Origin of the sequence: Rhizobium sp. NZLR11, from assembly GCF_019685115.1 — a bacterium.
Taxonomy (GTDB): Bacteria; Pseudomonadota; Alphaproteobacteria; order Rhizobiales; family Rhizobiaceae; genus Rhizobium.
Map to the genome: position 1 here is coordinate 38348 of NZ_JABDWD010000020.1, position 22198 is coordinate 60545.

At 61.2% G+C, this 22198-nt stretch carries 15 protein-coding genes; 4 read left to right on the plus strand and 11 right to left on the minus strand.

What is annotated here, in order from left to right; genetic code table 11:
• Nucleotides 1-366: 366 nt before the first annotated feature.
• Nucleotides 367-732, plus strand: coding sequence for a helix-turn-helix domain-containing protein (locus HJB83_RS27005; RefSeq protein WP_221132958.1), 366 nt, complete (start codon nucleotides 367-369; stop codon nucleotides 730-732).
• A gap of 145 nt (nucleotides 733-877) precedes the next feature.
• On the opposite strand, the gene HJB83_RS27010 is transcribed toward HJB83_RS27005, so the two are convergent.
• The 7 genes from HJB83_RS27010 to HJB83_RS27040 form a co-directional block, all read right to left on the minus strand.
• Entirely contained in the window at nucleotides 878-1078 is a 201-nt protein-coding gene (locus HJB83_RS27010) for a hypothetical protein (RefSeq protein ID WP_007634143.1), read from the minus strand.
• A 384-nt stretch (nucleotides 1079-1462) separates the two neighbouring features.
• Nucleotides 1463-2590 (minus strand): molecular chaperone DnaJ, encoded by a 1128-nt coding sequence (gene dnaJ, locus HJB83_RS27015; protein WP_207582431.1) that lies wholly within the window; start codon nucleotides 2588-2590, stop codon nucleotides 1463-1465.
• Between the two features lie 86 nt (nucleotides 2591-2676).
• Entirely contained in the window at nucleotides 2677-4593 is a 1917-nt protein-coding gene (gene dnaK / locus HJB83_RS27020) for a molecular chaperone DnaK (protein WP_007634141.1), read from the minus strand.
• Nucleotides 4594-4974: 381 nt separating this feature from the next.
• Nucleotides 4975-7314 (minus strand): transglycosylase domain-containing protein, encoded by a 2340-nt coding sequence (locus HJB83_RS27025; protein ID WP_207582432.1) that lies wholly within the window; start codon nucleotides 7312-7314, stop codon nucleotides 4975-4977.
• Between the two features lie 333 nt (nucleotides 7315-7647).
• Nucleotides 7648-7869: a hypothetical protein gene (locus HJB83_RS27030; protein WP_164006054.1), complete on the minus strand. Its 222-nt coding sequence runs from the start codon at nucleotides 7867-7869 to the stop codon at nucleotides 7648-7650.
• 459 nt (nucleotides 7870-8328) lie between these two features.
• Nucleotides 8329-8997, minus strand: coding sequence for an SH3 domain-containing protein (locus HJB83_RS27035; protein WP_221132959.1), 669 nt, complete (start codon nucleotides 8995-8997; stop codon nucleotides 8329-8331).
• Between the two features lie 360 nt (nucleotides 8998-9357).
• Complete coding sequence (locus HJB83_RS27040; RefSeq protein ID WP_207582434.1) at nucleotides 9358-10746, minus strand: dipeptidase; 1389 nt, start codon at nucleotides 10744-10746, stop codon at nucleotides 9358-9360.
• Between the two features lie 222 nt (nucleotides 10747-10968).
• Between HJB83_RS27040 and HJB83_RS27045 the strand changes: the two genes are divergently transcribed.
• Nucleotides 10969-13347 (plus strand): EAL domain-containing protein, encoded by a 2379-nt coding sequence (locus HJB83_RS27045; protein ID WP_221132960.1) that lies wholly within the window; start codon nucleotides 10969-10971, stop codon nucleotides 13345-13347.
• Nucleotides 13348-13366: 19 nt separating this feature from the next.
• On the opposite strand, the gene HJB83_RS27050 is transcribed toward HJB83_RS27045, so the two are convergent.
• Nucleotides 13367-13783 (minus strand): MarR family winged helix-turn-helix transcriptional regulator, encoded by a 417-nt coding sequence (locus HJB83_RS27050; RefSeq protein WP_164006058.1) that lies wholly within the window; start codon nucleotides 13781-13783, stop codon nucleotides 13367-13369.
• Nucleotides 13784-14292: 509 nt separating this feature from the next.
• On the opposite strand from HJB83_RS27050, the gene polA reads away from it, so the two are divergent.
• Entirely contained in the window at nucleotides 14293-17292 is a 3000-nt protein-coding gene (gene polA, locus HJB83_RS27055) for a DNA polymerase I (protein ID WP_207582436.1), read from the plus strand.
• A gap of 267 nt (nucleotides 17293-17559) precedes the next feature.
• Nucleotides 17560-19905: a DNA translocase FtsK gene (locus HJB83_RS27060; protein WP_207582437.1), complete on the plus strand. Its 2346-nt coding sequence runs from the start codon at nucleotides 17560-17562 to the stop codon at nucleotides 19903-19905.
• A 29-nt stretch (nucleotides 19906-19934) separates the two neighbouring features.
• Here HJB83_RS27060 and HJB83_RS27065 read toward each other — a convergent pair whose 3' ends face one another.
• From HJB83_RS27065 to HJB83_RS27075, 3 genes are read right to left on the minus strand one after another with little or no spacing between them, the layout of a single operon-like run.
• Nucleotides 19935-20438, minus strand: a complete 504-nt coding sequence (locus HJB83_RS27065; protein ID WP_221116486.1) for a GrpB family protein — start codon at nucleotides 20436-20438, stop codon at nucleotides 19935-19937.
• Between the two features lie 18 nt (nucleotides 20439-20456).
• Nucleotides 20457-21053, minus strand: a complete 597-nt coding sequence (gene phnN, locus HJB83_RS27070) for a phosphonate metabolism protein/1,5-bisphosphokinase (PRPP-forming) PhnN (RefSeq protein WP_207582439.1) — start codon at nucleotides 21051-21053, stop codon at nucleotides 20457-20459.
• Complete coding sequence (locus HJB83_RS27075; protein ID WP_207582440.1) at nucleotides 21050-22189, minus strand: alpha-D-ribose 1-methylphosphonate 5-triphosphate diphosphatase; 1140 nt, start codon at nucleotides 22187-22189, stop codon at nucleotides 21050-21052. Before HJB83_RS27075 ends, phnN begins: the two co-directional genes overlap by 4 nt.
• Nucleotides 22190-22198: the final 9 nt, after the last annotated feature.

A 22198-nucleotide genomic window follows, 5' to 3' on the forward strand; every position in this document is an offset into this window, starting at 1 on the left:
GAATCGTGAAGCGTGACAGCTAAGCCTAAGCGGCGTTGATGGCAAGGCTCGCAGCTTCGTCGCCGCGGAACGTTGTCGCTACTGTCGATCGGTGCGCGATAAGCTCCGAGCACGACGCTAGGCGGGTTCAACTCTCGCTAAAAATACAACCTTTGGAGGAGGCGCCAACGTTGCCGAGGCAGTATGGGCGACGGCATCTTTCAGTCCCTTCGAACCCCGGATATTCGGGGTTTCGCCACAATTACCTCAGGCGGCTGACGTGACGTAAGGCACAAAAAAGCAAGTTGAAGTTTGCAACTGCAGGGTTGAGTTATCCTGCAAAAACGATATGGTAAACGAACGGTTTATGTATCAGAGAGTGATGAAGTGCCAGATCCGGTTGATATTATCGTTGGTCGCAACGTAAGGCAGTTTCGCACCCTTCGCCGTGTTTCCCAGCTCGAGCTTGGCGAAGCACTCGGACTGACTTTCCAGCAGATCCAGAAATACGAAAAGGGGACGAACCGCGTTTCCGCCAGCAAGCTGCATCAGATCGCGGTTTTTCTTGATGTTGAGATATCTGCTCTTTTCGAGGGAGCCGGCATATCGCAATTCGGCAGCCGCATCGAACTCAGCCCCGACGCCTATGCGCTGGCGCTGAGCTACGACAGACTGAGCTCGCCGGCAGGCAAGGAAGCGGTCAAGACCATCGTCACCCTGATGACTGGCCAAGCGGTCGAAACCGCCGCCTGATTCACCGAGCGCCACGCAAAGCATGACCTGCCCGGATCCGGATGATATCTGGACACATATAGCCGTGCGGCAATTTGGGGAGGCGACGTGCATCAAGACGAAGACCGGACGCATGTCTGTTGATTGAGATTCTACGTCGCGCGTTTTAGTGAATGTCGCATTCGTGCAGCGCCATCAGCAGATCGTCCTGCGTCTGGTGGCCGGCATGATAGAGGTCGATCGCGATGCTGGCGACGGAAAGCCCCTGCTGGCTGCGAAGCTTGATGTTGCGCTCGGCGCACCATGTGTAGAGGGCGCCGGCGAGAACGTCGACGTCGTCGGACTGGGAGGAAAAGGCTGGCGCCATGGCAGATACCCTTGGTTTAATTGTTCCCGGTAGAGCGCCGCGTATCGAAAATCGATTTTGATTTTCGGGTTATGCGCTGACGGCAGAGACTGAATTCATTTGGAAAACTTGCAAGCGACATCACGTGGCTGCGTTAACGCAAGTCGTGTTCCGGCGCGCGGCCGTGTCGATCTGGGACAAGGCGGCGGAGATGCACGGCAAATGTCTCAAATCGGGATCTGCTGAACGAAAAGCCGGAGGCGTTTCCGTCCCCGGCCTTGGAAATGGTGATGTCGATTGCGGCCAAAGCCCGTCGTCAAATTTGATTCATCCGACGCGCTTTAGGCTTTTGTTTTTAGGCATGTCGTTATCCCGGAACTGCCGCACACTTCCTGATGACATGCATTAGCCCTCGAAGAATTCCTTCATCCGGGCGAAGAAGCCGGTCGATTCGGGATTGTTCTCCTTCGAGGAAAGCTGCTCGAATTCCTGCAGCAGTTCGCGCTGGCGCTTGGTGAGCTTTTGCGGCGTCTCGATCTGGATCTGGATGTAGAGGTCGCCCGACTGCGCCGAACGCAGCACCGGCATGCCCTTGCTCTTCAGGCGGAACTGTTTGCCGGCCTGCGTGCCCTCGGGCACGCTGACGCGCGACTTGGTGCCGTCGAGCGTCGCCACGTCGAAAGTTCCGCCGAGAGCGGCCGTCGTCATCGAGATCGGAACGGCGCAATAGAGATCGGCTCCGTCGCGCTGATAGAACTCATGCGGTTTGACGGACAGGAAGATATAGAGGTCGCCTGCCGGCCCGCCGCGGGCGCCGGCTTCACCCTCGCCCTGCAGGCGGATGCGTGTACCGTCTTCGATGCCGGCCGGAATATTGACCGAGAGCGAACGCTCTTCCGTCACCCGGCCCTGGCCGTGGCATTTCGGGCAGGGATCGGGAATGATCTGGCCGCGGCCGTGGCAGGTCGGGCAGGTCCGCTCGATCGAGAAGAAGCCCTGTGCGGCGCGCACGCGCCCGCTTCCCTGGCAGGTGCCGCAATTCTTCGGCTGCGTGCCGGGCTTGGCACCCGAACCCGAACAGACGTCGCAGGTGATCGAGGTGGGAACGCGGATCTGCGCCGTCTTGCCGGCGAACGATTCTTCCAGCGTTATTTCCATGTTGTAGCGGAGATCGGCGCCGCGTTCGCGGCCGCCCGACGAGCGCTGGCGCGCACGCCCTCCGCCCATCATCTCGCCGAAGATATCCTCGAAGATGTCGGAGAAGCCGCCGCCGGCAAATCCGCCGCCCCCGCCGCCCATGCCGCCATGCTCGAAGGCCGCGTGGCCATAACGATCATAGGCCGCCCGCTTCTGCGGGTCCTTGAGCATCTCGTAGGCTTCGTTGATTTCCTTGAACTTGCGTTCGGCGTCCTTGTCATCCGGGTTCTTGTCCGGATGGAATTTCATCGCCAGTTTGCGGAAGGCGCTCTTCAGCTCTTTCTCGTCCGCCGTCTTGGCTACACCCAGAGTTTCGTAATAGTCCGCTTTTGCCATTAAGAATTAAACCCCGGAAATGGATTTTCCGGCTGCCATGGTGAGCAGCCGGATCAGATGTTGAAGCATAACCACGCCGTCGCGGATTACGCGGACTTCTTGCGGTCGTCGTCCTTGATTTCCTCGTAGTCGGCATCGACGACATTGTCGCCGCCTTCCGCAGAGGCATCGCCGGCAGCGCCGCCTTCGGCCTGCTGCGCTTCATAAATCGCCTGGCCGAGCTTCATCGACACTTCCATCAGCGTCTGGGTCTTCGCCTTGATGTCGTCGGCATCCGGCTCGGATGCTTCCGAAGCCGTCTTCAGCGCGGCGATTGCATCCGAGATCGCGGTGCGGTCGGCCTCGGAAACCTTGTCGCCATAATCCTTCAACGACTTTTCCGTGGAATGGATCAGGCTTTCGGCCTGGTTCCGGGCTTCGACGGACTCGCGACGCTTCTTGTCCTCGGTGGCATGGGCTTCGGCATCCTTCACCATCTTCTCGATGTCGGCGTCGGAAAGTCCGCCGGAAGCCTGGATGCGGATCTGCTGTTCCTTGCTGGTGCCCTTGTCCTTGGCCGAAACCTGCACGATGCCGTTGGCGTCGATGTCGAAGGTGACTTCGATCTGCGGCATGCCGCGCGGCGACGGCGGCAGGCCGACGAGGTCGAACTGGCCGAGCAGCTTGTTGTCGGCAGCCATTTCACGCTCGCCCTGCGAAACGCGGATGGTAACGGCCTGCTGGTTGTCTTCGGCTGTCGAGAAGGTCTGGCTCTTCTTCGTCGGGATCGTCGTGTTGCGTTCGATCAGGCGGGTGAAGACACCACCGAGTGTCTCGATGCCAAGCGACAGCGGCGTCACGTCGAGAAGCAGCACGTCCTTGACGTCGCCCTGCAGAACGCCGGCCTGAATGGCGGCACCGAGGGCCACCACTTCATCCGGGTTGACGCCCTTGTGCGGCTCCTTGCCGAACAGCTGCTTGACGACTTCCTGTACCTTCGGCATGCGGCTCATGCCGCCGACGAGAACCACTTCGTCGATTTCGGCGGCGGTGACGCCGGCATCCTTGAGCGCTGCCTTGGCCGGCGCGATCGTGCGCTGAACCAGATCGTCGACCAAGCTCTCGAGCTTGGCGCGGGTCAGCTTCAGCGTCAGATGCTTCGGGCCGGAGGCATCGGCCGTGATGAACGGCAGGTTGATTTCGGTCTGCTGCGAGGACGAAAGCTCGATCTTCGCCTTCTCCGCAGCTTCCTTGAGGCGCTGCAGGGCAAGCTTGTCGTTCTTCAGGTCGATGCCGTTGTCCCGCTTGAATTCGCCGACGAGATATTCGACGAGGCGCATGTCGAAGTCTTCACCGCCGAGGAACGTATCGCCGTTGGTGGACTTCACTTCGAAGACGCCGTCGCCGATCTCGAGGATGGAGATATCGAAGGTACCGCCACCAAGGTCGTAGACGGCAATCGTCTTGCCTTCTTTTTTGTCGAGGCCGTAGGCGAGTGCGGCAGCGGTCGGCTCGTTGATGATACGCAGAACTTCAAGACCGGCGATGCGGCCGGCATCCTTGGTTGCCTGTCGCTGCGCGTCGTTGAAATAGGCGGGAACAGTGATGACGGCCTTCTCGACCTTTTCGCCGAGATAGGATTCGGCAGTTTCCTTCATCTTCTGAAGGATCATCGCGGAAATCTGTGCGGGCGAGTAGCCCTTGCCATTGGCTTCGACCCAGGCGTCGCCATTGTCACCCTTGACGATGGTAAAGGGAACGAGGTGCTTGTCCTTCTCGACGGTCGGGTCCTCATAGCGGCGGCCGATCAGGCGCTTGACCGCAAAGAGTGTGTTCGTCGGGTTGGTGACCGCCTGGCGCTTGGCCGGCTGCCCGACGAGGCGTTCGCTATCCTCGGAAAATGCCACCATGGAAGGGGTCGTGCGTGCACCTTCCGCATTCTCGATAACCTTCGCGTCCTTGCCGTCCATGACTGCGACGCAGGAATTCGTCGTTCCAAGGTCGATACCAATTACTTTTGCCATGTCATTCTCTCCTTGAAGCAAGCTGTCGGAACCCCGAGAAGGCATTTCCCTGACAGCCCCTTACGGGATGGGTCTACTTGATTACGCAATCGTGATTGCGGTGATGCGGCGTATATAAGGAGCGGTTTTCTGGACTGCAAGGCGAGAAATCGCCCGGAATCCAGCAAAACGAATGTGTTGCATTCATTTTTTACAGTCACCGGGAAGGAGGTCGCCCCATGTCCGGAAAGCCGCCGATTTCTGATGCCTGTCGTCCTCACGTGTGAAGCGGTTCCGGAATAACGGCGTGCATCAAAACAAAGACCAAAGTGCGTCGCTGAACCAATTCCGACGCAACGCGCTTCTGAGCATCGGGCCCGCGCCGTGCATGCAGCAAAACTCTCACTGGCCCATGATCAGATCGAGCAGCGTCGTGCGCCGCGGCTGGACGGTAGAGGTTGTCTGTGGCGCCCCGACATCGCCGGGTGGAACCATGCCCTCGTAGCCAGAACCGCCGCCTCCGGCAATGTCTCCAGGCGGAACCGGGCCGTTGCCGGAGGTCGCCGCCTGCTGTCGGGCAGGCGCTTGCGGATAGCGATTTGCATTGTCGTTGCCGCCGAAGACGCCGGAAATGATCCCACCGATCGTCGAAGGCGACGCTTCGGCCGTCATCGGTTGCCCGCTTCCAGATTGTCCAGCCCCGGGTGCTGTCTGCGCCATCGGCTGACCATTGTTCGGATCGGCGATCAATTGGCCGTTGCCGAAGAGCGGCGCTGGCGAAAGTCCCTTGTGGGCGGCGACCATGAATTCCTTCCAGGCCTTGGCGGGCAAGCCGCCGCCGGTCACCTTCTTCATCGGCTTGCCGTCATCATTGCCGAACCAGACCCCCGTGGTGAGGTTGCTGGTGAAGCCGACGAAGAGCGCGTCGCGCGAATTCTGCGTCGTGCCGGTCTTTCCTGCCGCCTGCCAGCCGGGGATCTTGGCGCTCTTGCCGGTGCCGTTGTCGATGACGCCCATCATCATCGCATCCATTTCGGCGACGATCTGCTCGGACAGCACACGTGGCGGGCTGTCATAGGTATTTTCGTAGAGAACCTTGCCTTCGGCGGTCGTCACCCGGCGGATGACGTGCGGCGTCGCCTTGTAGCCGCCATTCATGAAGGCGGCATAGGAGGCGGTGAGTTCCATCAGCGACACTTCTGAAGTGCCGAGCGCGATCGAGGCGTTCGGTTGCAGCTCGCTTTCGATGCCGAGCCGGTGGGCAAGCTTGATCACCTGATCCGGCCCGTCATACATTACCAGCTGGGCGGCCACGGTGTTCAGCGACTTGGCAAGTGCGGTAGCCAGCGTCACTTCGCCATTGTATTTCTTCTCGTAATTTTCGGGCGTCCAGTCGCCGATCCGGATCGGCGCGTCATTGAACACCGAATAGGGCGTCAGCCCCTTCTCCAGGGCGGCAGCATAGACGAAGGGCTTGAACGAGGAGCCCGGCTGGCGCTTGGCCTTGACGGCGCGGTTGAACTGGCTCGTCGCATAGTCTCTGCCGCCGACGAGCGCCCGGATCGCACCGGTGCCGTCGATCGACACGAGGGCCGCCTGCGAAGCGTCGAGCTTCCCGCCCTCCTTGTCGAGCACGTCGACCAGCGATTGCTCGGCCTTCTTTTCCAGCGACTTGTCGATGGTCGTATCGACGATGACGTCTTCCTTGACGTCGCCGATCAGGCCCGGCAGTTCGTCCATCACCATGTCGGCGACGTAGTGTCCGGCCCCTGACCAATAGCTCTTGGCCGAAGCCGGGGTCTGCGACATCGCGGTCTTGACTTCGGAATCGGTAATGAAGCCCTGCTCGCGCATTGCCGCAAGCACGAGTTGGGCGCGCGCATTCGCGGCTTCCGGGTCGCGGGCCGGCGAAAGTCGCGACGGCGCTTTGAGCAGGCCGGCCAGCACCGCGGCCTCGCCGAGGTTCACGTCACGCGCCGATTTATTGAAATAACGGCGTGAGGCCGCTTCGACGCCATAGGCGTTCGATCCGAAGAACACCCGGTTGAGATACATCGCAAGGATCTGGTCCTTGGTGTATTTCTGCTCCAGCCAGAGCGAGAGCAGCACCTCCTGCACCTTGCGTTCCAGCGTCCTTTCGGGGGAGAGGAAGAGGTTCTTGGCAAGCTGCTGTGTCAGCGTCGAGCCACCCTGCACCATGTGGCCAGCCGTAAAATTGGTCACGATCGCCCTGCCGAGGCCGAGCGGATCGACGCCGAAATGCGAATAGAAACGCCGATCCTCGATGGCGATGACGGCTTCCGGAATATAGGGCGACATGTTTTCGAGCGACAGCGCTTCGCCGCCGGTGGCGCCGCGATTGGCGATGACGCTGCCGTCGACGGCGGTGATCTTGACGTTCGGCGGCCGTTCCGGGATCGCCCATGTGCTGGCGCTCGGCATGCGCGAGCCATAATAGACGACAAGCCCGGCAACGCCGATGCCGGCCCAGATGAACAGCACGACGCACCAGTAGATCACGCGGCGCAGGAAGCCGAAAAAGCCGCCGCCTTCGCGCTCCCGCGGCTCGCGCCGCCGCCGAGGGACGGCACGTTGCGGCGGCGGTTTTGAGCCGCCGCGCCGCGGGGATCGGCTTCCGGCAATGCGATCGTCGGCATCGAGCGAAAATGCGTCATCGTCGCGTGCCGGGCGGCCGTTGAAGGACGGTTCGATTCTGTCGCCTGATCTGCTTCTGCCTGCCATCGCCGACCGGTCACACCCCATGTTCGATCGCGAAGCGTGACTTCGCACAACGGCACTCTTCCACAGCGCCGCGCGTCTTCTCAGACGCGCAAAGGACGCTGTAGCACTTTGAATGGCTGCATAATTCTATCCCCAAATCGGTTCCGATTTAGGGAATCATGCAACGGGCGCCGTGATCATCCGACTGAACTGTAAATGCGGCGATTTAACGGGGTATTAATTATGGAAAGCAAAGCAGATCGCGCCAAAAAGCGCGTCGCGTCATTCCTGCTTTATATGCGATGCGCTTTATCCCAAAACCGCTGCGCACTTTTGGGCGACATGCGTTGGCGCTCAGAACTGGCGGGCCTCGTAATCGTCGAGCGTTTCCGGGTCCTGCTTATATTCCCACTCGCCGAGATGAAAGCGGCGCCAGATCTGGCCGGAAGGGTTGAGGTTCGCCCCATCGGTAAGTCGCACAGGAAGGAGTGGGTTGTGTTTATGCCATACGGTAACGTCTATCGCGGCTGCCCGAGCGCCGAAAAGCCCTAGGAAAGCCAAGTAGTCTTGCGTCATCAGGGTCCAGCCTCGAACGGATCGAAATCGATCCGCAACGTCTCAAAACTGCAACAAAGAATCCCGCAAGACAAGAGCATCAAGCGTGCTCTCAGATCAATTTGTCGGTGGCCTGTTGCAGGCATGGATGCCAGTCATGGCGACTGTCAAAAATCTCACTCTCGACGGGACGGAGCAAAGCCGCCGGATGATCTTTATCGGCGTGACGCCGAAATGCGCGCGCTGCGTTCGCCGCACATCTTCTGTCTGCTGGTCGGAACCAATTGGCGCCGCGATTGTTTAGGGAAAAGCGGGACAACCCCTCACGTCCCGCGCATGATCGGCCGTCTCCCCTCAACACGCGCCGATCGACATCAGGCCCGGTGCATCCCTCTCGGGAGCGCCGGGCTTTTTCTTGCGTACCCGCCGGTGCCCGGGAAAACCTCGAAAGGGACGGCGCTGCGGCCGCCCCTTTGGATCTCATTGGTCGCAGGAGGGATCGCCGGGCCGGCAATCAAAATCCCTGCCATTGGGTCTGCGATCTCCATCTCTCCGGTCGCCCCGTCGATTGTCGTCGCGCCCATCCTGATTGCCATTTCGATTGCGCCAGTCTCTATCGCCGTCCCGGTTGCGATCCCCGTCGCGCCATTTCCGATCGCGATCCCGGTTGTCTCGATCCCGGTTGTCGCGATCGCGATTGTCGCGATCCCGAATGTCGCGATCTCGATTGTCGCGGTAATAGTCGTCCGGGCCGCGGCTCCAGCGGTCCCGCTCGCGATAGAAATCGCGGTTGCGGTAGTAGCGATCCCAGTAATTGTCGACGCTGAAGCGGATGACCGGGATGCCGAGCGGACGGTAATATTGCGGACCGACAAAGATACGGCGCTGCTGGTAGAGAGCCTGCACATATTGGCCGGATACCCAGCCGCGGCCGCCGTAGAACTCCACATCGCACCAGTTGACGTCGGAAAGGCACCCGCGGATCTCGACGGAAGAACCGGCGGGTATCACCGCGACGGCGGGGTATCGGGTGCTCGGACCGGCGCGCATGTTGACGTTCGCCGTCGAATAGCCCTCGGCAGCCTGCGCCATGACAGGCGCCAGCATGAAGAGACCAGCCGCGGCGATTTTAGCAAACAGATTTTTCACGCTTTTCTCACTCCTCATAGGCGCATTTTGGGGCTGCGCCCGGCTGCACTTGCCTGGCATCTGCCGTCTGAAAGGAAAGGTGGAACGACCGCCCCGCACTTGCGAGAGCGTTATTATTCACTTTGTCTTTCAATGGCTTATAGTGGTCCGTGATGAACGTAGCTTGAACGGGGAATTTCTATCGATGTGGCGCAGTGCTTCCGACAACCTGGCGATCGCGTGCGCCGTTAACGATCCGTTAACCTTTCGGAGGCAGTCTGGCTGCCATACCCGCTTCTCATTGACCACGGATGAACTGGCACTGAGCGAGTGGATGACGAAAGGCCGGTTTTAACCGGCCTTTTTGTTATTGCGTTTCCTTCAGGCGGCGAGCGCCTGGAGAATCCGGACCCATGAACGGATACCCTTGTGGTAGGAGACGAGCTCGTATTTCTCGTTCGGCGAATGGATGCGGTCATCGCTGAGGCCGAAGCCGACAAGCAGCGATTCCATGCCGAGCATCTTCTGAAAGTCGCCGACGATCGGGATCGAGCCGCCCATGCCGATGACGATGGCGGGTTTCGGCCACTCGTCGGAAAGCGCGGTCTTCGCCTTGGTCAGAACGGGCGAATCATAGGAGAGATGAATAGCCGGCGAACCGCCATGCGGATGGAACTCGACCGAGCAATCGGCGGGAATCTTCGAGGTGACATAGCTGCGGAAAGCCTCGCGGATGGCGGCCGGATCCTGCGTGCCGACGAGGCGGAACGAAACCTTCGCCGAAGCCTTGGCGGCGATCACTGTCTTGAAGCCTTCGCCGGTATATCCGCCCCAGATGCCGTTGATTTCGGCGGTCGGCCGCGCCCAGGTGAGTTCGAGCACCGAACGGCCCTTTTCGCCCGAGGGAACGGAAAGGCCGACTTCGCCGAGAAAGCTCTCCGCGGTCTTGCCCAGCGTCTCCCATGACGCCTTGATGTTCTCAGGGGTTTCCTCGACGCCGTCGTAGAAGCCGTCGAGCGTGATGCGGCCGGTTTCGTCATGCAGGCCGGCGAGAGCCTCGACGAGAATATGGATCGGGTTGGCGGCAGCGCCTCCGAAGAGACCGGAATGCAGGTCGCGGTCGGCGGCCGTCACGGTTACTTCTTCGCCGACAAGGCCGCGCAGCGCGGCGGCGATCGCCGGCGTGTCGCGATCCCACATGCCGGTATCGCAGACCAGCGCACAGTCGGCCTTAAGCTCGGCGGCATTGGCTTCGAGGAAAGGCTTCAGCGACGGCGAACCGGATTCTTCCTCGCCCTCGAAGAGAATGGTGACGCGGCAGGGAAGTGCGCCGTGGATCTCCTTATAGGCGCGGCAGGCCTCGAGGAAAGTCATCAACTGGCCCTTGTCGTCGGACGTGCCGCGGCCGGTCAGGATCTTGCGGCCGTCGCCGACATCCTTGATCGATGGTTCGAAGGGGTCGTTTTCCCAGAGCTCGATCGGATCGACCGGCTGAACGTCGTAATGGCCATAGAACAGAACGTGCGGCGCATCGGTGGACGCGCCGGCATGATGGGCGACCACCATCGGATGGCCAGGTGTGTCGCGCACCGAGGCTTCGAAGCCGAGCGTCTGGAGATATGCGACAAGCCATTCGGCGGCCTTGCGGCATTCGGCTTTGTAGGCGGGATCGGTGGAAATCGACTGGATGCGCAGCAGTTCGAACAATTTTTCGAGGCTTGATGAAAGGTTCTGATCCGCGCGCGAAAGCACCGGTTGTATATCGGTCATTTTCGACTCCTTTTCGAAATTTGGCCGGACGATAGACCAAACCAGGAAAGCAGGCGAGGCGGAAAACGTAAAAATCAGGCGGGAGGCGCAAGAGTGCTGAAGCGACGTGGATCGGTCTTATGGAGGGCCGTTTCACGATAATAAAGAAAGACCTAATTCAATTTACAGTTAATTAGCACAACCTAAATAGCATCGGCCAAAACCAGCTGTTCGGGGGCGCAGATGTTTTCGGTCATTGCATGTATTCGCGACAATCACGATTGGCGGCTAGTCGTGGCGGCGGCCGCGGTCTGCCTGGTTGGCGTCATGGCGGCGATGCTGCTGTATTCCCGTGCCCAGGACTGCGACGCCGGACGCCGCAAGCTCTGGATCGGCGCGTCGGGCTTTGCCTTCGGCACCGGCGTATGGGCAACGCATTTCATCGCGATGCTCGCTTATGATGGCGGCACGCCAATCAGCTACGCGCTCGACCTGACGCTGCTTTCCTTTCTCCTGTCGGTGGTCGGCTCATGGGTGGCGATCCTCGCCGCTTCGCAACGTGACGGAAGATTTTCCTCTATCCGCGGCGGCGTTCTGATGGCCCTCGGCATCGCTTCCATGCACCTGACCGGCATGCAGGCGATCGAGGCGCAGGCTGTTATCCTCTACGATCCTCTGATGACACTGACGGCGGTCCTTGCCGGAATGCTTCTGTCGAGCGCCGCTTTCCATATCTTTTTCAGTCTGAAGGGGATGAGGCGTCTCCTCACCTCATCGCTGGTGTTCGTCCTCGCCATCTGCACTCTTCACTTCATTTCGATGGGCAGCATTACGCTCGTCCCGGACCCCGGTATGGAGGTTCCCACATCGGTGCTCGACACCAGGGTGCTTGCGGCGATCGTCGTGGTGGCGGCAACGGCTCTTATCCTGGTCGCACTTGCCGTGGTCTTCGTCCAAAGCCATCTGACGGATCTGCGCGGGCTTGCCAATGCCTCGCAGGAGGGGTTGCTGATCCTGCGCGAAGGCCGGATCATCGATGCCAACGAACGATTCCAGGCCTTATCAGGCTGGAAGCTTGCCGATCTCTCGGGTAAGGTCCCCTCGGATGTGCTGACGGTCGTTCAGGGACCTCGGGAGAACCGGCCCGGCGAGACGCTGCTAAACACCCGCGCCGGCCGAGAGATTGCCGTAGAAGCGACCTCCAGCAAGATCGTTTATCGTGGCCGCAATTGCGAGGTGCTGGCGGTGCGCGATCTCACCGAGCGCAAGCAGGCCGAGGAGATGATCGAGCATCTCGCCCATCACGACGTGCTCACCGATCTGCCGAACAGGTCGCTGTTCGACACCCGCATCCGGCAGGCGCTGCAGGTGGCGGAGCGAAAGAACACCGAGGTGGCGCTGTTCTGTCTCGACCTCGATCGATTCAAGGCCGTCAATGACATCTTCGGCCACGCCGAAGGCGACCGCATTCTCCGCAAGGTTGCCTCTATCCTGCGCCGGGTGGCCGGTGAGAGCGATACGATCGCCCGGCTCGGCGGCGACGAATTCGCCATCATCCAATCCGCTGGGCAGCAGCCGGCGTCGGCGCAAAAGCTTGCGGCTGATATCATCGACGAATTCGCCGCCGAGATGGACACGGCCCGTGACCCCACAGCCGTCGGCGTCAGCCTCGGCATCGCGCTCTATCCAAGAGATGGGCGCACGGCCGAAGAACTCTGCAACAATGCCGATACCGCACTCTACCGCGTCAAGCATGATGGTCGCGGCCGGGCTTGTTTCTTCGACGCGGAGATGGACGAAGCGGCGCGGAACCGCCGCCAGATCGAAAGCGACCTGCGCCATGCAATCATCCGCAATCAACTCCATGTCAACTATCAGCCGATCCTCAATGCACAGAGCGGCGAGATCAGCGGCTACGAGGCCTTGATGCGCTGGCACCGGCCGGGCCACGGCATGACCGAGCCCGACATTTTCATCCCCGTCGCCGAGGAAAGCGGTTCGATCGTTCAGCTCGGCGAATGGATATTGCGGCAGGCCTGCATGGAGGCCGCGCGCTGGCCGCAGCCGCTGACGATTGCAGTCAATGTTTCACCGGTGCAGTTCATGCTGCCCAACCTGTGCGAGCGGATCGAGGCGGTGCTTGCCGAGACCGGGCTCGCACCCGATCGGCTGGAGCTTGAGATCACCGAGGCAGCGCTGATCCGCGATCGCGACCGGGTGATGGCAATGCTGCAGCGCCTGCGGAGGTTGGGGGTGCACATTGTCATGGACGATTTCGGCACCGGTTACTCTTCGCTCTCGAACCTGCGCTCGTTTCCCTTCGACAAGATCAAGGTCGACCGCAGCTTCACCGGCGTGCTGGAGCATGACGCGGCGGCGCGATCGATCGTGCGCGCTATCATCGGTCTCGGCCACAGCCTCGGCATGCCCGTCGTCACCGAGGGTGTGGAAACGGAGATGCAGCGCCAGATCGTCGTCGAGGAAGGTTGCGCACAGGTGCAGGGCCTGTTGCTCGGCAAGCCGGATATCGAGCCGAGCTTGAAGCTAGCCGTCGGTAAAAACGTCCGGCAGGCCGGACCCGGCATGCCGCCGCGACGGCGCATACGCCTTGTCAACGAATAATCTCAGCAAATAATCCCGGTCAGAGCGCCTTGGCGTTTTCCAGAAGCCGGCGGATATATTCAAGTGTCAGCTCGCGCTCGAAAACCCGAAAACCTTTAAACAGCGCAAGGTCGGCCTCACGCGCGGTCTCGATCGCCTCGGCCTCCATGGCGCTGGCCTTCGGCGTCAGGAAGAGCAGTTGCGCCCGCTTATCGGATGGATGCGGCCGGCGTTCGATCAACCCGTCGCGGACCATGCGCGAAAGCGTGTTGGCCATGGTCGCCTGCTCGATATCGACCCGCTCGAGAAGCTGTTTCTGGGTCAGCCCGTCTTCGGCCCAGAGTTCCAGCAGAATGGGGAACTGGCCCGGAGAAAAACCGAGCCCGACCGCGCGCTGGTGCAGCGAGCGGGCAAAACCCTTCGCCAGCTGGCTGGCAAGGTAGGCTCCCGAATCCATGCGGTTAAATCCCATGATTGCAAGTTAGGCTCAAAACCATGCTGGAGACAATGCAGCAAATCGCATGCGATGCTTCAAAATATGCAAGCGACGATGATAATTTCGAGTGCCCGGGAAAAACAAAAGTCGCCATGGCCTGGAGGTTGGCCATGGCGACCTTAAAGTGGGGACAAAGGCCCGGAGAGGGGGATAAGGCCTTTGTCCAAGCCTGACGCGGCGGGGGACAAGCCGGTAGTCAGACCCGCGGCGCGATCAAGCGCCGGTGACATGGATTTGTGCCTGTGAATGTGGTTTTTCAAGGGAGGGCGACCGTTACAAATCGGTAACAGTTTGGTGAGCGGAATCTCCGCTGCACAATTCCTCGATTCGGAATGCGGTTTAAGGAAAAAATTATGCGTCCATTCAAAGTGCGACAGCGTCCTTTGCGCCTCTGAATAGAGGTGCGTAACCCTTTTCGCGCGCCGAACTTTATATAGACCTCGTCCCGTGCCCGCGCTATCCATGCACCCATGAAAAAAGGCGATCACCTCTTCCTAATCGATGGTTCCGGATTCATCTTCCGGGCGTTTCATGCACTGCCACCGCTGACCCGCAAGACCGATGGCCTGCCGATCGGCGCCGTTTCCGGTTTCTGCAACATGCTGTGGAAGTTGTTGAGGGATGCGCGCAATACCGATGTCGGCGTGACGCCGACACACCTTGCAGTCATCTTCGATTATTCCGCCAAGACGTTTCGCAAGGATCTTTACGACGCATATAAGGCGAACCGGTCCGCCCCGCCGGAGGAGCTCATCCCGCAATTTGGCCTGATCCGCCAAGCCACCCGCGCCTTCAACCTGCCCTGCATCGAGACCGAAGGTTTTGAGGCCGACGATATCATCGCCACTTACGCCCGCCAGGCTGAGGCATCCGGCGCCGATGTCACCATCGTCTCCTCCGACAAGGACCTGATGCAGCTCGTCAGTCCCAATGTCCATATGTATGACAGCATGAAGGACAAGCAGATCGGCATTCCTGACGTCATCGAGAAATGGGGCGTGCCGCCAGAAAAGATGATCGATCTGCAGGCGATGACCGGTGATTCCGTCGACAACGTTCCCGGAATTCCCGGCATCGGCCCGAAAACCGCCGCCCAGCTTCTTGAGGAATACGGCGATCTCGACACGCTGCTCGAACGCGCCACCGAGATCAAGCAGGTCAAGCGCCGCGAGACGATCCTCGCCAATATCGATATGGCGAGGCTCTCGCGCGACCTCGTGCGGCTGCGCACCGATGTGCCGCTCGATCTCGATCTCGACGCGCTGGTGCTGGAGCCGCAGAACGGCCCGAAGCTGATAGGCTTCCTCAAGACCATGGAATTCACGACGCTGACGCGCCGCGTCGCCGAAGTCTGCGATTGCGATGCGAACGCCATCGAACCGGCGATCGTCAACGTCGAATGGGGTAAGGCTGCCCACGGCCCCGATCTCGATGCGGCCGAGCCGGCCCCCGTTGCCGGCGGCATCCCCGAGGTTTCCGGCGAATCGGTGCCGGTGCCAGCCCGTGCGAAGGCAAAGACCGCCGTCGAAGGCGCCTTCTCACCCGCCGATCTTGCCAAGGCGCGCGCCGACGCCTTTGCGACGCTGCCCTTCGATCATTCGGCCTATGTGACGATCCGCGATCTGGCGACGCTCGACCGGTGGATCGCCGATGCGCGCGATACCGGCCTCGTTGCTTTCGATACCGAGACCACCTCGCTCGATGCGATGCAGGCCGAGCTTGTCGGCTTTTCGCTGGCGATCGCCGACAATGTGGCCGATCCCACCGGCACCAAGATCCGCGCCGCCTATGTGCCGCTCACCCACAAGAACGGCGTCGGCGATCTGCTCGGCGGCGGCCTTGTCGAAAACCAGGTCGCCATGCGCGATGCCTTGCCGCGGCTGAAGGCATTGCTGGAGGACGGGGCGGTTCTCAAGGTCGCGCAGAACCTGAAATACGACTATCTGCTGTTGAAGCGCTACGGCATCGAGACCAGGAGTTTCGACGACACGATGTTGATCTCCTACGTGCTCGACGCCGGCACCGGCGCCCATGGCATGGACCCGCTCTCGGAAAAATTCCTCGGTCATACCCCGATCCCCTACAAGGACGTGGCCGGCAGCGGCAAAGCGAATGTCACCTTCGATCTCGTCGATATCGATCGCGCCACCCATTATGCGGCCGAGGATGCCGACGTGACGCTGCGCCTCTGGCTGGTGCTGAAGCCACGGCTGGCGGCGGCAGGACTGACCAGCGTTTATGAACGGCTGGAGCGGCCGCTGCTGCCGGTGCTGGCGCGCATGGAAGCGCGCGGCATCACCGTCGACCGGCAGATCCTGTCGCGCCTGTCCGGCGAGCTGGCCCAGGGCGCCGCCAGGCTGGAAGACGAGATCTATGTGCTGGCCGGCGAGCGCTTCAATATCGGCTCGCCGAAGCAGCTGGGCGACATCCTGTTCGGCAAGATGGGCCTTGCCGGCGGCAGCAAGACCAAAACCGGGCAATGGTCCACCTCCGCGCAGGTGCTCGAGGATTTGGCCGCCGCCGGTTTCGAGCTGCCGCGCAAAATCGTCGACTGGCGCCAGGTCACCAAGCTGAAGTCCACTTATACCGACGCGCTCCCGGGCTATGTCCACGCAGAAACCAAACGGGTCCACACCTCCTATTCGCTGGCATCGACGACGACGGGACGCCTGTCCTCCTCCGAGCCGAACCTGCAGAACATTCCGGTGCGCACCGCCGAAGGCCGCAAGATCCGCACCGCCTTCATCTCGACACTTGGCCACAAGCTGATTTCTGCCGACTACAGCCAGATCGAATTGCGCGTGCTTGCCCATGTGGCCGAGATCCCGCAGCTGACCAAGGCCTTCGAGGATGGCGTCGACATTCACGCGATGACCGCGTCGGAAATGTTCGGTGTGCCGGTCGAGGGCATGCCGGGCGAGGTGCGTCGCCGCGCCAAGGCGATCAATTTCGGCATCATCTACGGCATCTCGGCCTTCGGCCTCGCCAATCAGCTATCGATAGAGCGTTCGGAAGCCGGCGACTACATCAAGAAGTATTTCGAGCGTTTCCCGGGCATCCGCGACTATATGGAAAGCCGAAAGGCCATGGCGCGCGACAAGGGTTATGTCGAGACGATCTTCGGGCGGCGAATCAACTATCCCGAAATCCGCTCTTCCAACCCGTCGGTACGCGCCTTCAACGAGCGTGCGGCGATCAACGCGCCGATCCAGGGCTCGGCTGCCGACGTCATTCGCCGGGCGATGATCAAGATGGAGCCGGCGCTGGCTGAAGTCGGCCTTGGCGATCGCGTCCGCATGCTGCTGCAGGTGCATGACGAACTCATCTTCGAAGTCGAGGACGAGGATGTCGAAAAGGCGATGCCGATCATCGTCTCGGTCATGGAAAACGCCACTATGCCGGCGCTCGAAATGCGCGTGCCGCTGAGGGTCGATGCGCGCGCTGCCAGCAATTGGGACGAGGCGCATTGATCCATGTCGCCCAAATGTGTGCATCTTGGGTAAACGACATGCAGAAAACGAGGGCCTGATAGGCTCCGCATCATCAGAGTCGATGCGCCGCACTTCGGGTCCTCACAAAATTGGCAAAGATTTTTCCGCTTAACTCAACTCACTGAAATCGCAGCGATTTAGCGACGGGAGCCGTATCAGAACGATACGGCGGGAAGGAACTTATTAACCTTCCTTTTCTATCCCGGTAGGGTCGTAATTTGTTAGGCATGAGTGAGTAGCGGACGCATGCGTTTTCCCAGAACCAATTTGACGGACGCCGGGGACTTTTCCAGCGAGATTGAAACCGAGCTTCCGGAGATAAATCCCGGAGAAAAGCCGGCGGCACCGATCTGGCAGAGCAATTTTTCTCTCGCGCCGAATGTCCGTTTCACCCGCACGCCGGAAACGCTGATCAGCAAGCGGCGGGCGCCGAATGAGCTTGTTCGGGATGATTCGCAGATTGGACAGCAGGCGATACGCATCGAGCCGGTCGCCGTCGACGTGCCGTTCGATGCCTATCTGCCGGAGCCCTACGAACTTTCCGCAGCACCGCACGTGATCGAACTGCAACCGTCACCCTTGCCCGAAGGGCCCGCCGCGCCTGCCTTCCGCGCCAGTGCCGAGCTTTCTTCCATTTCGGATTTCGCCTTCTGGGAAGTCATGGCCTTCGAAGAAGGTGAGCCGGTTCGCGCGCCTGCCTTGATCTCGTTCCCGAAGGTCGAGACTGCGCCCGAATCGATCACGTCGCTGTTCCGCATCATGGAATGGCGCCCCGGCCGGCCGGCCCCCGCGCCCGTCGCCTCCCGCCCGGTTCAGCCGCCCGCCGCGGTCTCCGCAAAGCTCGCCGTCCGCCCTCCGGCCGCAATATCCCTGGAACGGCTCCGGCGCATTCCTGTCGAGGCACCGGTCGTACCTTCCCCCCAGGCTGCGCCAGCCCCTCAGATTGCGCCAGCTCCTCAAGTCGCGTTGGCGCCTGAGGCTGCGCCGACACCCCGTTCTACGCCGCCCGTCGCCGCGGTCCTGCCCTCGCCGCGTCGTGTGACAAGACCCGAAAAGATCGACGCATCCGGCTATGAGTTTCCGCCGCGTGCCCTCCTGCAGGAACCGCCGGAACGCCTCGGCGAGATCATGTCGCAGGAGACGCTGGAGCAGAATGCCGGGCTTCTGGAAAGTGTACTCGAGGACTTCGGCATCAAGGGTGAAATCATCCATGTCCGCCCCGGCCCAGTCGTCACGCTTTATGAATTCGAGCCGGCGCCGGGCGTGAAATCGTCGCGCGTCATCGGTCTTGCCGACGATATCGCCCGCTCGATGTCGGCGCTCTCGGCCCGTGTCGCCGTCGTCCCCGGCCGCAACGTCATCGGCATCGAATTGCCGAACGTCACTCGTGAAACCGTCTATTTCCGCGAGATGATCGAAAGCCAGGATTTCGAGAAGAGCGGCTACAAGCTGGCGCTCGGTCTCGGCAAGACCATCGGCGGCGAGCCGGTTATTGCCGAACTCGCCAAGATGCCGCATTTGCTCGTCGCCGGCACTACCGGCTCCGGCAAGTCGGTCGCCATCAACACGATGATCCTGTCGCTGCTCTACCGCCTGACGCCGGAACAGTGCCGGCTGATCATGGTCGACCCGAAGATGCTCGAACTTTCCGTCTATGACGGCATCCCGCATCTTCTGACGCCTGTCGTCACCGATCCGAAGAAGGCGGTGATGGCGATGAAATGGGCCGTGCGCGAAATGGAGGAGCGTTATCGCAAGATGTCGCGCCTCGGCGTCCGCAATATCGACGGATATAACGAGCGCGTGGCGCAGGCCCGCGACAAGGGCGAGACGATCCATGTCATGGTCCAGGTCGGCTTCGACAAGGGCACCGGCGTCCCGATCGAGGAAAGCCAGGCGCTCGACCTGACGCCGATGCCCTATATCGTCGTCATCGTCGATGAAATGGCCGACCTGATGATGGTCGCCGGCAAGGAGATCGAAGGTGCGATCCAGCGCCTCGCCCAGATGGCCCGCGCCGCCGGCATCCATCTGATCATGGCGACGCAGCGCCCATCGGTCGACGTCATCACCGGTACGATCAAGGCGAACTTCCCGACCCGCATCTCCTTCCAGGTGACCTCGAAAATCGACAGCCGCACCATCCTCGGTGAACAGGGCGCCGAGCAGCTCCTCGGCCAGGGCGACATGCTGCATATGCAGGGCGGCGGCCGGATTTCCCGCGTCCACGGTCCCTTCGTCTCTGACGTCGAGGTTGAAAAGGTCGTTGCCCATCTGAAAACCCAGGGCCGCCCCGAATATCTCGACACCGTCACCGCCGACGAAGAGGAAGAAACGGAAGAGGAAGAAGCCGGCGCCGTCTTCGACAAGAGCGCCATGGCCTCCGAGGATGGCAACGAGCTATACGAACAGGCGGTGAAGGTCGTCCTGCGCGACAAGAAGTGCTCGACCTCCTACATCCAGCGCCGCCTCGGCATCGGCTATAACAGAGCCGCCTCATTGGTGGAGCGCATGGAGAAGGAAGGTCTGGTCGGCCCGGCCAACCATGTCGGCAAGCGCGAGATCGTTTCCGGGCGGGGTGACGGCGACTAATCAGGCGCGGAGTGCGCCACGCACTCCGTTCACATTCTTGAGACTGCCAACCGCACCGTCTCGCTGACGAACTCGGTCTTTCCGCCGGTATAAAAGTCCCAATTTCCGTCTGCCTCCGCAGCCAGCCGACGTTTCAGGTCGGCATAGGCTGCAGCTCTCTCAGGGTGATCCACGAGATAGTCGCGAAACAGGATGCGCTCCTGGTGTCCGCGATGATCGGGTCCGCAGACACAGAGCCTGAACCCGTAGCCGTCATGATCTCGGGTGAAGGCCCACCGGTTCTCTCCAGCGTCGCCGTGGAAGACGAAATCGGCAGAGCGCACCGCTTCGATCGCCGTCGGCAGAACGGCGTCTGAGATCACGACGATATCGAGGTCGATCTTCGGCTTGGCCGCCAGACCAGGCACAGACGTACTGCCGATATGATCGATGGACAGCACGGAATCACTGAGCAAAATAGAGACTTCACTGCTGATTTGGGCAAACAGCAGCGGCCAGGAGGGATCGTAGTCGACCACTTTGATGGCGCGCATGCTTCCTTCCGATCTCGGTCAGTGAATCTCGGCGAGCAGCCCGTCGAGGATCGTGACCATCTTCTGCTTGGCCTCTTCGAGCGAGCCGCTATTGTCGAGCTCCGCCACGTCGTAGTCGCCGCGCACCGTCAGCGGCCCGCGGGCAAGCCGCGCCATGATATCCTCATGCGTCTCGCGCCCGCGCGCCTCCAGCCGGCTCGCGAGCACTTCCGGGCGAGCGGTGACGTTGATCACCTTGAGCCGCGGGAAAGCCGCCTGGAAACGGTGAAGCGCCGAGCGCGAGCCGTTGGCGACAACGACATGGCCGCGCGACAATGCCACCGAGACCTCGGCCGGAATACCATATTTCAAGCCATGCGCCTCCCACCAGACGGCGAACGAGCCCGACTGCTCCATCGCGGCAAACCCTTCGAGGGAGACGGAAAGATGGTCTTCGCCGCCGGCGTCGCGGTGGCGGGTGATGACGCGGCGGGTGAAATGTACGTCGGCGCGGCCGGCGAAATGCCGCGCGGCGAGGTTCATCAGCGTGTCCTTGCCGGCGCCGCTCGGCCCGACGACGACGACCATGATGCCGCGCTCGGCTCCGGCTCCTGGATGGGGTTCGTAAGGGCTCATGCGACACGGCGTCCCTGGCGCCAGACGGAGCGTGTCACCGGCACGCCATGCGAACGGTGGACGCGGACGAGATCGGCGCGCAGTCCGGTGGCGATCCGGCCGCGATCGTCGAGGCTGACGGTGCGGGCGGGCGTCGACGTCACCATGGCGATCGCCTTCGGCAGGGTAATGCTCTCGACTTCATCGGCGAGGATGAAGGGTGCATGCAGCAGGCTGAGCGGCACGTAATCGGAGGAAAGCACGTCGAGCACGCCCATCTCGGCAAGGTCGCGGGCAGCGATATTGCCGGAATGGGATTTGCCGCGCACGATGTTCGGCGCGCCCATCAGCACGCTCATGCCGTGACCGTGCGAGGCGCGGGCTGCGTCGAAGCTGGTCGGGAATTCGGCAAGCCGCACGCCGTTGTCGATCGCCTCGCCGACATGGGAGAGCGTCGCGTCGTCGTGGCTTGCCACGGTGATGCCGCGTTCGGCGCAGACCTTGGCGATGGCGTTGCGATGCGGCGTCGAGTTGCGCGCCGATTCCGCCTGGCGCTTGGCGACGAAACGCGCGAAGACCTCGTCGCTCAGGCCGCGCTTCTTCTGATAGTAGAAGATATATTGATCCATCGTCTGGAATTGACGCTGGCCGGGCGCATGATCCATCAGCGAGACCAGCCGCACATGCCGATCGTTTTCGAAATCGGCGAAATGTTCGAGCACATTGTCGGCCGAGACCTCGCAGCGCAGGTGGATCAGGTGCTCGGCGCGCAGCCGGCCTTCCTTCTCCGCCGACTGGATGGCGTCGGCCATCTCGCGCATCTCGCCATGTTCGAAGCCGCCGTCCTCGTCCGCGCCCATGCGCAGGCAGTCGAACACCGTGGTGATGCCTGAAGTGACGATCTGGGCATCATGCGCCTGGATTGCGGCGGTCTTGTTCCAGCGAATGCCGGGACGCGGCTGATAATGGCCTTCAAGATGATCGGTATGCAGCTCGACGAGGCCGGGAATGACGTAGTCGCCCTCGAAATCTTCGCCGGCTACCGAGTTGCCTTCGGAAATGTCGGCGATCTTGCCGTCGCGAATGAGAATCGATCCGGAGAGGATGTCATCCTCAAGAACGATGCGGGCGTTGGAAAACACGGTCTCTTTGCTCATCTCGTCTGG